Consider the following 13139-nt stretch of genomic DNA (forward strand, 5'->3'; position numbering starts at 1 on the left):
AAACATCAAAGCCTTGAAACGGAGTACGACGCGGTGGCAGCGACCCAGCACGCACAGGACACCGAGGCGCATCCACCGCAGCGCCCCCGCCGTACGGGCGGCCGGATAGCGCTGGCCATCAGCGTCGTCGGCGAGCTGCTCATCACCGCTGGTCTGATCCTCGCGCTGTTCGTCGTCTACTCGCTGTGGTGGACGAACGTCCTCGCGGACCGGGACGCCGCGAAGAAGGGTGACCGGATCCGTGACCGCTGGGCGGGCGGGCCGGGCGCGCTGGACACCGGGGACGGCATCGGCTTCCTGCACGTGCCCGCGATGAGGGCGGGCGAGGTGCTGGTCACCAAGGGCACCGACGCCGACGAGCTCAACCACGGTGTGGCGGGCTACTACACCAAGCCCGTGAAGTCCGCGATGCCCTGGGACAAGAAGGGCAATTTCACCCTGGCCGCGCACCGCGACGGGCACGGTGCGCAGTTTCACAACATCGACAAGCTCGACGAGGGCGATTCGGTCGTCTTCGAGACCCGGGACACCTGGTACGTCTACAAGGTCTTCGCGAAGCTGCCGCAGACCTCGAAATTCAATGTGGACGTGCTCGAGGACATCCCGAAGGAGTCGGGGAAGAAGAAGGCGGGCCGCTACCTCACCCTGACGACGTGCACGCCCGTCTACACCTCGAAGTACCGGTACATCGTGTGGGCGGACCTGGAGCGTACGGAGAAGGTGGACGCCGACCGTACGCCGCCGAAGGAGCTGAGCCCGGCCTCGTAGCCGTAGCCGTAGTCGAAGCCGTAGGCGGCCGCGAGAGCGGCTCGGAGGCAACGAGAAGGCCCCGGGAACCCTGTGCGGTTCCCGGGGCCTCTGCGCGCCGTGTGGCGGCTTGTCAGTCCTTGGCCCTGGCGCCGGTCTGGCCGCCGAAGAACCCGCCGTCGTCGCCGCCGTCCTGCCCACCGTTGCCCTGCTCGGGAGTGGTGGCCAGGCCGACCGAGTCGCCCTTCTTCACCTCGGTGCCCGCCGCCGGGCTGGTGGCCACCACGGTGGCGTTGTCCTCCTGCGCCGGACCGATGCTGCCGACGACCAGCCCCGCGTCCTCGAGCGCCTTCTTGGCGTCCTTCACCTTCTGGTTGGTCACATCCGGCATGGGGAACGTCTCCGCCGCCTTGGCCACCGTCAGGGTGACCGTGGAGTTGACCTTCGCCGACTCATTGGCCCCGGGGCTCTGCCGCAGGACGGTGCCGGGCGGCTGGTCCGACTCCTCCTCCTGCTTGTCGACGTCGAAGCCCTGTGCCTCGAGCTGCTGCTTCGCGGCGTCGAAGGCGAGCCCGGTCACCGGGGGGACCGTCCTGCGCTCCGCCGCCTTGGCCACCGAGAGGGTGATGGTCGCGGTCTTCGGCCGATCGCTGCCCGCGTCGGGGGTCTGGGCGATGACCGTGTCGGGGGTCCGCTCCGACTCGACCGGCTTGACCCGGACGGTGTCGAAGCCCTTCTTGCTCAGCTCGTCCTTGGCCTCTTCGAGCGACGCGCCCTCGACGTTCGGAACCGAGATCAGCTGCGGGCCCGAGCACAGGGTGACCTTGACCGTGCTGTTCTTCTCGATCTTGCTGCCGGAGGGCGGGTTCTGCTTGTTGACGTGGCCCTTCTTCCGGTCGTCGCAGGGCTCCTTGCCGTCCGGGACGACGGTGAAGCCGCCGTTCTCGCCCTGTTTCTGGGCCTCGGCGAGGGTGTCGTCGACCAGATTCGGCACGTTCACCCGGTTCGAGGCGTTGCCGCCCGCGAACAGTTCCCGCCCGATGAAGATCGCCCCGACCAGCACCAGTATGCCCGCGACCACCAGCAGTACCGTCGAGGTGCTGCTCTTCTTGCCACCGCCGCCACGGCGCCGGTCAGGGCGCTCGTCGTAGCCGTAGCCGCCGTCGTCGTCGCGCATCGGCGGCAGCATGGACGTCTGCCCGCCCGCGTCCTGCTGGCGCAGCGCGGTCGTCGGCTGGTCCTGGCCGTACCCGCCGTAGCCGACCGCTCCCATGGCGGCCGTGGCGGCCACCGGCTGGCCGTCGAGGGCCGCCTCGATGTCGGCACGCATCTCGTCGGCCGACTGGTAGCGGTAGTCGGGATCCTTGGTGAGCGCCTTGAGGACGATCGCGTCCATCTCCGGAGTGAGCTCCGGATCGAAGGTGCTCGGCGGCTGCGGATCCTCACGGACGTGCTGGTACGCCACCGCGACCGGGGAGTCGCCCACGAAGGGCGGCCGTACCGTCAGCAGCTCGTACACCAGGCAGCCGGTGGAGTAGAGGTCGGAGCGCGCGTCGACCTGCTCGCCCTTGGCCTGCTCGGGCGAGAGGTACTGGGCGGTGCCGATGACGGCGGCGGTCTGGGTCATGGTCATGCCGGAGTCGCCCATGGCGCGGGCGATGCCGAAGTCCATGACCTTGACCTGACCGGTGCGCGTCAGCATGACGTTCGCCGGCTTGATATCACGGTGCACAATCCCGGCCCGGTGCGAGTACTCCAGCGCCTGAAGGATTCCCACGGTCATCTCCAGTGACCGTTCGGGCAGCAGCTTTCTGCCGGAGTGCAGGAGCTCGCGGAGGGTCGACCCGTCCACGTACTCCATCACGATGTACGGGATCGAGACCCCGTCGACGTAGTCCTCGCCGGTGTCGTAGACCGCGACGATCGACGGGTGGTTGAGCGATGCGGCCGACTGGGCCTCTCGGCGGAACCGGGCCTGGAACGACGGGTCGCGGGCAAGATCCACCCGCAGCGTCTTCACAGCAACGGTGCGGCCGAGGCGCGTGTCGTGGGCGAGGTGAACCTCGGCCATGCCACCGCGGCCGAGCACCGAGCCCAGCTCGTACCGGCCGCCGAGGCGACGCGGCTCTTCCATAGCTTTCTCCAGCCCTCTCCGTCTTTCCCGACGCACCGGTGTGGGGTCCGGCGATGTGCTGCTCGGGATACCGTACCCGGCACGCCGTGGGAGACCCGGCCAGCGGCTGCGACCTGATACCTGACCGGTACGTATGCGCGCACGGATCGGCTCAGATCGTGACCCGGGTCACTTGTTGCCGCTGATTACCGCCTCCATGACGTTCTGGGCGATGGGTGCGGCGAGGCCGCCGCCCGAGATGTCGTCCCGGCTGGCGCTTCCGTCCTCGACGACGACGGCGACCGCGACGGGGGAGCCCTCGTCGGTCTTGGCGTAGGAGATGAACCAGGCGTACGGCTTTTCGCTGTTGTCCACGCCGTGCTGGGCCGTACCCGTCTTGCCACCGACGGTGACACCCGGGATCTGGGCCTTGGTGCCGGTGCCCTCCTTGACGACCGTCTCCATCATTTCCTGGAGCTTCTGGGCGTTGCCCGGCTGGAGCGGCTGGCTCATCTCCTCGGGCGTGTGCTGCTCGACCTTGGTGAGGTTGGGGGCACGCAGCTCGTCCACCATGTACGGCTTCATGAGCTTGCCGTCGTTGGCGACGGCGGAGGCGACCATGGCCATCTGCAGCGGGGTGGTGGCCGTGTTGAACTGGCCGATCGAGGAGAGGGCGTTGCCGGGCGGGTCCATGGTCTTGTCGTAGACGCTCTTGTCGGCGCGGACCGGTGTGAGCACCTCGTCGTTGAAGCCGAACTTCTCGGCCTGCTCGACCATCTTGTCCCGCTTGAGGTCGGCGCCGATCTTGCCGAAGACGGTGTTGCAGGACACCTGCAGGGCCACCCGGAGGGTGGCGTTCTTGCAGGGGATGTCGCCCTCGTTCTCGAGGTTCTTGGAGCTGAGCGGCAGCTGCCAGGGCAGCGGCGTGTTCGTCGGCGCGTCGATGTCCGTGTAGAGGCCGTTCTCCAGGGCTGCCGCGGCGGTGACGACCTTGAACGTGGAGCCGGGCGGGTACGTCTCGCGCAGCGCCCGGTTGACCATGGGCTTGTCCTCGTCCTTGTTCAGCTCGATCCAGGCCTTCTCGTCGGACTTGGAGCTGCCGGCGATGCGGGACGGGTCGTAGCTGGGGGTACTGGCAAGGGCGAGAATCGCGCCGGTCTTGGGCTCGAGCGCGACGACGGCGCCCTTCTTGTCGCCCAGGCCCTGGAAGGCCGCCTTCTGCGCGTCGGCGTTGAGCGTGGAGACGACCTGGCCGCCCCGCTTCTCCTTGCCCGTGACCATGTCGATCGTGCGGTTGAAGAACAGGGTGTCGTCGTCCCCGGTCAGGATGCCGTCGTTGAGCTTCTCGAGCTGGTTGGAGCCGTACACCTGGGACGCGTAGCCGGTGACCGGGGCCCACATCGGGCCGTCCTTGTACGTCCGCTTGTACTTGAAGTCGGTGCCGTTGGTCGCGGTGGAACCGGTGATCGGCTGGCCGTCGACGATGATGTTGCCGCGCTTTTGGCTGTAGCGCTCGATGCCGACCCGCCGGTTCTTGTCATGGGTCTTCAGCTCGTCGGCCTGGACGAACTGGACCCAGTTGGCGCGGACCATCAGGGCGAGGACGAGAAGGCCGCAGAAGATCGCGACCCGGCGCAGGGGCTTGTTCATGGTCGGACCACCTGGGTCATCTCGGCGTCGGGGGACGGGGCGGGGGCGGGCGCCGGGCGCCGCGCCGTGTCGCTGATGCGCAACAGGATGGCGACCAGTGCCCAGTTGGCGATGACGGATGAGCCGCCCTGTGCGATGAAGGGCATGTTCATACCGGTCAGCGGGATCAGACCGGTGACGCCGCCGACGACGGCGAAGATCTGGATGGCGAAGGCGGCGGAGAGACCGATCGCGAAGAGTTTGCCGAACGGGTCGCGGGCGGCGAGTGCGGTCCGTACGCCGCGCTCGACCAGCAGGCCGTACAGCAGCAGGAACGCCATCATGCCCGCGAGGCCGAGTTCTTCGCCCACGGTGCCGAGGATGAAGTCGGCCTTGGCGGCGAACTGGATGAGGTCGGAGTTGCCCTGCCCGAGACCGGTGCCGAAGATGCCGCCGGAGCCGAAGGCGAACAGGGACTGGGCGATCTGGTCGGTCGTCGCCCAGGACGGCGGGTTGGCGTCGAACACGGCGAAGGGGTGCAGCCAGGCCATGACGCGGACGTTGACGTGCGGTTCGACGGAACCGACGATCGCCGCGCCCGCCGAGGACATCAGCAGACCGAAGACGATCCAGCTGGTGCGCTCGGTCGCGACGTACAGCATCACGACGAACATGCCGAAGAACAGCATCGAGGTGCCGAGGTCGGTCTCGAAGACCAGGATCAGCAGGCTCATCGCCCAGACCACGAGAATCGGTCCGAGGTCACGGCCGCGCGGCAGGTACAGGCCCATGAAGCGGCGGCTCGCCAGTGCCAGCGCGTCCCGCTTGACCATCAGGTAACCGGCGAAGAACACGGCGAGAACGATCTTCGCGAACTCCGCGGGCTGGATGGAGAATCCGCCGATGCTGACCCAGATCTTCGCGCCGTTGATGGCGGGGAAGAAGATCGGGGCGATCAGCATCACCAGCGCGACGACCATGCTGATGTAGGTGTAGCGCTGCAGGATGCGGTGGTCCTTGAGGAACAGCAGCACACCGACGAAGAGCGCGATACCCACGGCGGAGTACAGCAGCTGGGTGGGTGCCGCGCTGTTCGAGATGCCCTGCAGTTTCGCCAGCCGCTCCAGCCGCGGGGACTGGTCGAGCCGCCAGATCAGCACCAGGCCGAGCCCGTTGAGCAGCGTCGCGATGGGGAGCATCAGCGGGTCGGCGTACGGGGCGAACTTGCGCACCATGAGGTGCCCGACGCCCGCGAGGAGGCCGAGGCCCAGTCCGTAGCCGAGCATGCCTGTCGGCATCTCGCCGTCGAGGGCGAGGCCCACGTTGGCGTAGGCGAAGATCGGGATCAGGACGGCGAAGACGAGCAGGGCGAGTTCGGTGTTGCGCCTGCTCGGTGCTCCCACGGAGCTGATCGTGGTCGTGTTCGTGGTGCTGCTCATGGCTTGGATGGCCCCCTACGGCTACTGCTGGGTGCTATCGCACTGCTTGGCCAGCTGCTGCTCTTCCTCCGACAGGGTGGGGCCGGGCGCCGGAGTGCTGTTGCTGGTGAGGTCGGTGTTCTGGTCGCCGGTCCGGGTCACGGGCCGGCTGCCGGCCGCGCCGCCGGCTTCCCCCTGCTTGTCCCCGGCCTTGTCCTTGGCCTTCTCGCGCTCCTTGGCGGCCTGCTCTTCGGCGGCCTTCGCCTGGTCGGCACGCTTCTGGCAGGCCGAGGCCTGCTTGCTGAGCTCGCCGACCTTGTCCTTGGCCTGGCCGAGGTCGCTGACGGCGATGGTCTCCTTGACCTGGTTCCGCTGGTAGGCCGGGAGGTACTTGAGTTCGATCTCGGGGTGGTCCGCGTGGACCTCGCTGAGGCTGATCCAGCCGAGGTCCTGGCTGATGCCCTGGTAGAGGGCGATGTGCTCACCCTTGGTGCCGACGTAGTACTGGGTCTGGGTCCAGCGGTAGCCGCCGTACAGGGCCCCGCCCACGACGCCGAGCGCAAGCGTGATGAGCAGCGATCTCTTGAGCCACGTGCCGCGCCGGGGCTTGATGAAGTCCTCGTCCGTGTACGCGCCGTAGCCGCCGTCGGAGAGGCCGGCGATCCCGGGGTCGCCGCTGCCGGGAGGGCCGAAGCCGCCGGCCGGGGCTCCCGAGGACTGCGGCGGCACGCCTCGGCCGAGCTCGGCGGCGCGGCCGGCTGGGGTCTGCATGGCGCCGTTGTCGTTCAGCTGATGCTGGTTCTCGGCCACCGCGCCGACGACGACGGGGGTGTCGTTGAGTTGCCCGGTGAGGGTGTCGCTGTCGTCGACGTCGAGGACGTCCGCGACGATGCAGGTGATGTTGTCGGGGCCGCCGCCGCGCAGCGCGAGCTGGATGAGCTCCTGCACGGTCTCGTGCGGGCCCTGGTAGCTCGCGAGGGTGTCCTCGAGGGTCTGCTGGCTCACGACGCCGGAGAGGCCGTCCGAGCAGATGAGGTAGCGGTCCCCGGGGCGCACCTCACGGATGGAGAGATCGGGCTCGACGTGGTCGCCGCTGCCCAGTGCGCGCATCAGCAGGGAGCGCTGCGGGTGGGTGGTCGCCTCTTCCTCGGTGATCCGGCCCTCGTCGACGAGCCGCTGCACCCAGGTGTGGTCCTGGGTGATCTGCGTGAGGACGCCGTCGCGCAGCAGGTACGCGCGCGAGTCGCCGACATGGACGAGGCCGAGTCGCCGGCCGGTCCACAGCAGGGCGGTGAGCGTGGTGCCCATGCCCTCGAGCTGCGGGTCCTCCTCGACCATGACGCGCAGCTGGTCATTGGCGCGCTGCACGGCCGTACCGAGTGAGGTGAGGATGTCGGAGCCCGGGACGTCGTCGTCGAGCTGGACGAGGGTGGAGATCACCTCGGAGCTGGCGACCTCACCGGCGGCCTGGCCGCCCATGCCGTCGGCGATGGCGAGGAGGCGTGGCCCGGCGTAGCCGGAGTCCTCGTTGCCCTCGCGGATCATGCCTTTGTGCGATCCGGCGGCGAAACGCAGTGACAGACTCATGCGCACCTCGCCCGTCGGCTCGGGGTACATCCGCACGGTGCCCACCCTCCGGTCGTCATGGTCCTACTACTTCCGCAGCTCGATGACGGTCTTGCCGATGCGGATCGGCGCGCCCAGCGGAATCGGTGTCGGAGTGGTGAGTCGGGTCCGGTCGAGATAGGTGCCGTTCGTGGACCCGAGATCCTCGACGATCCATTGGCCGTCACGGTCCGGGTAGATCCTGGCATGCCGGCTGGACGCGTAGTCGTCGTCCAGCACGATCGTCGAGTCGTGCGCCCGGCCGAGGGTGATGGTCTGGCCCTGGAGCGCGACCGTGGTGCCGGTCAGGGTGCCCTCGGAGACCACCAGCTTGCTGGGTGCCCCCCGCCGCTGGCGATTGCCGCCGCTGCCGCTGCCACGGCCGCTCGGCTGGGTGCGCTGCGGCGGTGGCTGCTGCTGGCGGCCGGCCGGTGGCCGGTTCTGGTTCTCTGCGCGACGGGACGCGCGCTGGGTCACACGCGTACCGAACAGATCGCTACGGATGACCTGTACGGCCACGATGACGAACAGCCACAGTACGGCGAGAAAACCCAGCCGCATGACCGTCAGGGTCAGCTCTGACATTGCCCCCGCTTCACCCTTCGGCTTGCCGGTAAACGATGGTGGTGCTGCCCACGACGATCCGCGAGCCGTCGCGGAGCGTAGCGCGGGTGGTGTGCTGCCCGTCTACCACGATGCCGTTGGTGGACCCCAGGTCCTGGATCGTCGGGGGCGTTCCTGCCCGGATCTCGCAGTGCCGACGCGAGACACCGGGGTCGTCGACCCGCACGTCCGCCTCGGTGCTGCGGCCCAGAACCAGGGTGGGCCCGGAGATCTGGTGGCGTGTGCCATTGATCTCGATCCAGCGTCGGATCTGCGTGCTCGGCATCGGGCCCGCGCTCGCGCCGGGCAGCCGGGTCACGGGTGACGGACGGCCGCCGGGAGGCGGTGAGGCGGGGACCGGCGGCGGGTTCGCGGGCTGCGCGGGGTATCCGCCGGGGTGCGGGGCGGCGACGGGGCGCCTGCCCTGCGGGTTCTGGGTTTCGCTGGACGCCAGGGTGCGGCTGCGTACGCGGTACAGGCCCGTGTCGAGGTCCTCAGCCTTCTCCAGGTGCACCTTGATCGAGCCCATGAAGGTGTACCGCTGCTGCTTGGCGTAGTCGCGCACCATGCTGGAGAGCTCGTCGCCGAGCTGACCCGAGTACGGGCTGAGCCGGTCGTAGTCCGGTGCACTCAGCTCGACGATGAAGTCGTTGGGGACCACGGTGCGGTCCCGGTTCCAGATGGTGGCGTTGTTGTCGCACTCACGCTGGAGTGCTCCCGCGATCTCGACGGGCTGCACCTCGGACTTGAACACCTTGGCGAAGGTGCCGTTCACGAGACCCTCGAGACGCTGCTCGAAGCGCTTCAGTACTCCCACGGGGCACCTCCTTCCCTGATGCGTTCCTCGAAGTCGTCCTGGTACTGCTTACTGATCGTATCCACGAGCGGCAAACACAGGTGGTTCCACTTCCCGGATCCGCCGTCGAGTGTCGCCTCTCACAGCCCCTGGCGGGACTGCTTCCGGGACCCCGCGGGGGCCGCCGGTGGAGCCGGCGGCCGGACCTGCTCGACGGACCGGTCACTGCGGATCGTAGAGGCGGAACCTAGGACAGTGTCGCGCAACCGCAGCGGTGCCCGGACCGGTGGGGCGAGGAAATACGCGTGTGAACCCACCCTTGCCAGCGTGCTAATCTTCTGGATGTCGGAAGGAGCTCCCACACGACGCGGCCGGATCGGTCCGGGGACTGTGCGAGCATCGAACGGCAACACCCTTTGCGCGGGTGGCGGAATAGGCAGACGCGCTGGATTCAGGTTCCAGTGCCCGAAAGGGCGTGGGGGTTCAACTCCCCCCTCGCGCACCATGAGGTACCGACGAAACGGACCCCTCCGAAGTGACGATAGTCACTCGGAGGGGTCCGTTTCGCATTGTCGAGCGATGGTCGCCGGGCGTGACGAGCCTCCAGTGTTGTGTTCCAACCGCAACTTGTTGGCTGATCGGGCGTCAGTTCCGTTTGATCGGCGCTAACTTGGTGAAAGTCTCTGCGGTCCGGGGTTGTGTCCCCCTCGGGCGTTGGGCTGGGGCAGGTCCAGGTGTCAGCAGGTCCCCAAGGGCGGCAGGTCCAGGTGTCAGCAGGTCCACTGTCGCGCCCGGCGCGCGGCGAGGGCGGACTCGAGGTTGCCGGCCATGGCCGACAGGGTCCGGACGACCTCCGTGTACTGCTGCGGGGCCAGGCCTTCCATGGCGACGGCCCGGGAGCGGCCGATCCCGGGCTCCCGGGCTGCCGCGCTGCCCGCACCGGACGCCGGGCCTGGTTTCGGGGCCGTCCTCGGACGGTTCCAGCAGTGCCCGGCGCCCTGGCGGATCAGCGGTTCTCGCGTGGGCGTCAGGCGGCGACGCGCGAGGCGAGCGCCTTGCCCTTCTCCGAGGCCTCCTCGTGAGCCTTCGCGCGGGACGCGTCGGAGAGGTCGACCAGGTCCGCCATCGCCGGGTTGGAGCGGGCGACGGTCAGCTCCGGGACGATGAAGTCGACCTCGAGGCCGAGAAAGTCTCCCAGCACCTTCTGCAGGTACGTCTGCACGAACTCGAAGTCCTCGCGCGGGGTGCCCGGAGCGTACGAGCCACCGCGGCTGGCGACCACGGTGACCGGGGTGCCGGCGGCGGAGGGGGCGTCACCTCCGGTGCGGCCCATCACGATCACCTGGTCCAGCCATGTCTTCAGGGTGGAGGGAATCGTGAAGTTGTACATCGGCGCGCCGATCAGGACGGCATCGGCCTGCTCGAGCTCGGAGGCGAGCTCGGTGCGCAGGGCGAAGGCGGCCTGCTGCTCCGCGGTGTGCTCGGAGGGGTCGGAGAAGCCCGCGGAGATCGCGGGCAGGTCGATGTGCGGCAACGGGTCGGCGGCCAGGTCGCGGTAGATGACCACGCCGTCCGGGTGCTGCTCCTCCCAGGCCTTGCGGAAGGTGGCCGTGACGTCACGGGAAGCGGAGCCGCCCAGCGGGGAGGCGGAGGAGTCGAGGTGCAGGAGCGTGGGCATGGGGAGCCTCCGGCAGATGTCGTGCCTGGTTAAATTCCGTGCGTAGCTATTAATAGCACAGTTGCTTACTTTTCTGCAGTCCCGAACATTGAGGCAGTACCCTGGAGCCATGGCGGACCACGGCGAGGACGAGCGGGCGTGCAAGAAGGTCGACAGCGGTATGACGCGCGTCTTCACGCTGCTCGGCAAGCGCTGGACGGGGCTGATCGTGTCCGTGCTGATGCAGCGGGCCGTGCACTTCGCCGAACTGCGCAGGGCGATCCCGGGGATCAGTGAGCGCATGCTGTCCGACCGGTTGGCGGAGCTGGCGGCTGCGGGGCTGCTCGTACGGGAGGTGGACTCGGGGCCGCCGCTGCGGGTGGCATACCGGCTGACGGAATCCGGTCTGGCGCTGGAGCCCGCGCTCAAGGAGCTGGGACGGTGGGCCGAACAGCATCTGCCGGAGGGCGGCGCCTGCCCGGAGCGGTTCCGCCCCTAGATCTGGATCCGCCCCTAGGTCTACGTTTTGACGGGCCCTGTCTGGCACATCCCGCCTGGCCGGTGGCGCTCCCCTGGACTCCGTCCGGGAGGTGCCCCCAGGCACGCTCTCCCAGCCTTCGGCCGGGTGCGGGGGTACCCCAGCGGTAGCTGGGGGAGGGCCCAGTTGCGTTGTCGAATCGTCCGAGCAGCCCACTGTGAGGACGCTTCTCCGCCTTGCAGCTGCACGTACCGGACGCCACGAGCCCCGCCTTGGGGCGGACGGCGTTATTTGTCAGGTATGGCCTGGCCGGAGCAGTCCGTGAGCGGTTGAACCGTCGCCGGTGCGCTGCCGTTTCGCGCTCCCCTCAGGAGTTATCCACAGGCTCTGCGGAGGCCGCCGGCCGGGGGTACGGTCGTGGCCAGTCGTTGTTCGGCGGGTACGGGGAGGCGGGGCGTGATGAGCGATGAGCAGGCGGAGGGGGCGGACGGACGGATTCCGTACGTACCGGGGTTCGCGCGTTGGCCTGAGGACTCTCCGACGCCCAAGCAGCGCGGCAAGGAGCTGCGGGAGGCTGTGCCACGCTCCGCGCATGCCCAGCTCGAGCTGGGTGCGGGACGGCCGGATGCGGTGGCGGCGGTCGAGGAGTCCAATGCCGGGCGGCTGCCGGAGCTGAAACCGATACGGGTAGGCCGGATGGTCGCGAATCCCTTCGCCTTTATGCGCGGATCCGCCGGGCTGATGGCTTACGACCTGGCGGGGACGCCGGTCACCGGGATCGGCGCGCAGATCTGCGGGGATGCGCACGCCGCGAATTTCGGTCTCTACGGCGATGCCCGCGGCAGCCTCATCATCGACATCAACGACTTCGACGAGACGGTGCACGGCCCGTGGGAATGGGACCTGAAACGGCTCGCGGCCTCGCTGGTGCTGGCGGCCCGGGTGGCCGGGGCTGACGACGCCGCCTGCCGGCAGGCGGCGTACGACGCCGCGGGGGCGTACCGGCGGACCATGCGGCTGCTGGCGAAGCTTCCGGTGCTCGACGCGTGGAATGCCATCGCGGACGAGGAGTTGGTCTCGCACACCGACGCTCGGGATCTTCTGGGCACTCTTGAACGGGTCTCGGAGAAGGCGCGGCGCAATACGAGCGCGCGGTTCGCCGCCAGGGCGACCGAGGTGGTTCCGGACGGCGGTCGCCGTTTCACGGACGCGCCGCCGGTGCTGCGGCGGGTGCCGGACGCGGAGGCCAGGGCGGTCGCGACCTCGCTGGGCGGGTATCTGCAGTCGCTGTCGGAGGACCGGCTGCCGCTGCTCGCGCGGTACGCGGTGCACGATGTCGCGTTCCGGGTGGTCGGCACGGGCAGCGTCGGGACGCGGTCGTATGTCGTGCTGCTGCTCGATCACCGGGGCGAGCCGCTGGTGCTGCAGGTGAAGGAAGCGCGGCCATCGATCCTGCTGGCACATGTGGCGAAGGCCGGGTTCGAGGTGCCACACCCCGGGCACGAGGGGCGCCGGGTGGTGCTCGGGCAGAAGCGGATGCAGGTCGTCAGCGACTTTCTGCTGGGCTGGACGACCGTCGAGGACCGGCCGTTCCAGGTGCGGCAGTTCCGGAACCGCAAGGGCAGCGTGGATCCGGCGGAGCTGGCTGCCGACCAGTTCGACGACTACGGGCGGATGACCGGCGCCCTGCTTGCGCGCGGGCATGCGCACAGCGCGGATCCGCGGCTGGTCGCCGGCTACTGCGGCAAGGGGGAGGCGCTGGACGAGGCGGTCGCGGCCTTCGCGGTCGCGTATGCGGACCGTACGGAGGCGGATCACGCAGAGCTGGTGGCGGCGGTGCGGAGCGGGCGGATAGCTGCCGAGCTGGGGGTCTGACGGCCGCCGGGGGGGAGACAGCAACCTGGCTCGGGTCCGACGTCTGCAGGGCTCGGGTCTGCTGGGTTCGAGGCCGGCGTCCGCTGGGTTCGGTCCGCCGGCTCCGGTCCGACCGCTGCTGGGCTCGGATACGACGGCTGCCCGGGATCGGGTCTACCCGCTCCCCCCGCTTTCGGGTCCGACGGCTGCCCCGGGGTTGGGTCAACCCGTTCCCCTCC

10 protein-coding genes and 1 tRNA gene are annotated in these 13139 nt (G+C 69.0%); 4 read left to right on the plus strand and 7 right to left on the minus strand.

Annotated features, from left to right (window positions below; all coding sequences use genetic code 11):
• Window positions 1-33 precede the first annotated feature (33 nt).
• Window positions 34-768 (plus strand): class E sortase, encoded by a 735-nt coding sequence (locus ABZW18_RS12570; protein WP_356185955.1) that lies wholly within the window; start codon window positions 34-36, stop codon window positions 766-768.
• 112 nt (window positions 769-880) lie between these two features.
• Here the strand turns inward: ABZW18_RS12570 and pknB are convergent, their stop codons facing one another.
• The 6 genes from pknB to ABZW18_RS12600 form a co-directional block, all read right to left on the minus strand.
• A complete protein-coding gene (gene pknB, locus ABZW18_RS12575; RefSeq protein WP_356185958.1) occupies window positions 881-2881 on the minus strand; it encodes a Stk1 family PASTA domain-containing Ser/Thr kinase in 2001 nt (666 codons plus the stop codon).
• Window positions 2882-3049: 168 nt separating this feature from the next.
• Complete coding sequence (locus ABZW18_RS12580) at window positions 3050-4510, minus strand: penicillin-binding transpeptidase domain-containing protein (protein WP_356185961.1); 1461 nt, start codon at window positions 4508-4510, stop codon at window positions 3050-3052.
• Window positions 4507-5928, minus strand: a complete 1422-nt coding sequence (locus tag ABZW18_RS12585) for an FtsW/RodA/SpoVE family cell cycle protein (RefSeq protein WP_356185963.1) — start codon at window positions 5926-5928, stop codon at window positions 4507-4509. The genes ABZW18_RS12580 and ABZW18_RS12585 overlap by 4 nt, the downstream gene beginning before the upstream one ends.
• A 21-nt stretch (window positions 5929-5949) precedes the next feature.
• Window positions 5950-7494 carry a PP2C family serine/threonine-protein phosphatase gene (locus ABZW18_RS12590; RefSeq protein ID WP_356186055.1) on the minus strand — a complete coding sequence of 515 codons (1545 nt, stop codon included), beginning with the start codon at window positions 7492-7494 and terminating at the stop codon, window positions 5950-5952.
• A gap of 66 nt (window positions 7495-7560) precedes the next feature.
• Window positions 7561-8097 carry an FHA domain-containing protein gene (locus ABZW18_RS12595; protein WP_356185965.1) on the minus strand — a complete coding sequence of 179 codons (537 nt, stop codon included), beginning with the start codon at window positions 8095-8097 and terminating at the stop codon, window positions 7561-7563.
• Window positions 8098-8107: 10 nt separating this feature from the next.
• A complete protein-coding gene (locus ABZW18_RS12600; RefSeq protein ID WP_356185968.1) occupies window positions 8108-8932 on the minus strand; it encodes a DUF3662 and FHA domain-containing protein in 825 nt (274 codons plus the stop codon).
• 397 nt (window positions 8933-9329) lie between these two features.
• Between ABZW18_RS12600 and ABZW18_RS12605 the strand changes: the two genes are divergently transcribed.
• Window positions 9330-9416: transfer RNA gene (locus ABZW18_RS12605), tRNA-Leu, on the plus strand.
• A gap of 522 nt (window positions 9417-9938) precedes the next feature.
• On the opposite strand, the gene ABZW18_RS12610 is transcribed toward ABZW18_RS12605, so the two are convergent.
• Window positions 9939-10589 carry an NAD(P)H-dependent oxidoreductase gene (locus ABZW18_RS12610; RefSeq protein ID WP_356185970.1) on the minus strand — a complete coding sequence of 217 codons (651 nt, stop codon included), beginning with the start codon at window positions 10587-10589 and terminating at the stop codon, window positions 9939-9941.
• A 109-nt stretch (window positions 10590-10698) separates the two neighbouring features.
• Here ABZW18_RS12610 and ABZW18_RS12615 point away from each other — a divergent pair, with 109 nt between their 5' ends.
• Together ABZW18_RS12615 and ABZW18_RS12620 are read left to right on the plus strand one after the other, a co-directional pair.
• A complete protein-coding gene (locus tag ABZW18_RS12615; protein ID WP_356185972.1) occupies window positions 10699-11067 on the plus strand; it encodes a helix-turn-helix domain-containing protein in 369 nt (122 codons plus the stop codon).
• A 438-nt stretch (window positions 11068-11505) separates the two neighbouring features.
• Window positions 11506-12921, plus strand: a complete 1416-nt coding sequence (locus ABZW18_RS12620) for a DUF2252 domain-containing protein (protein ID WP_356185975.1) — start codon at window positions 11506-11508, stop codon at window positions 12919-12921.
• Window positions 12922-13139 lie beyond the last annotated feature (218 nt).

It is taken from the genome of Streptomyces sp. NPDC004647, assembly GCF_040609575.1.
Classification (GTDB): domain Bacteria; phylum Actinomycetota; class Actinomycetes; order Streptomycetales; family Streptomycetaceae; genus Streptomyces.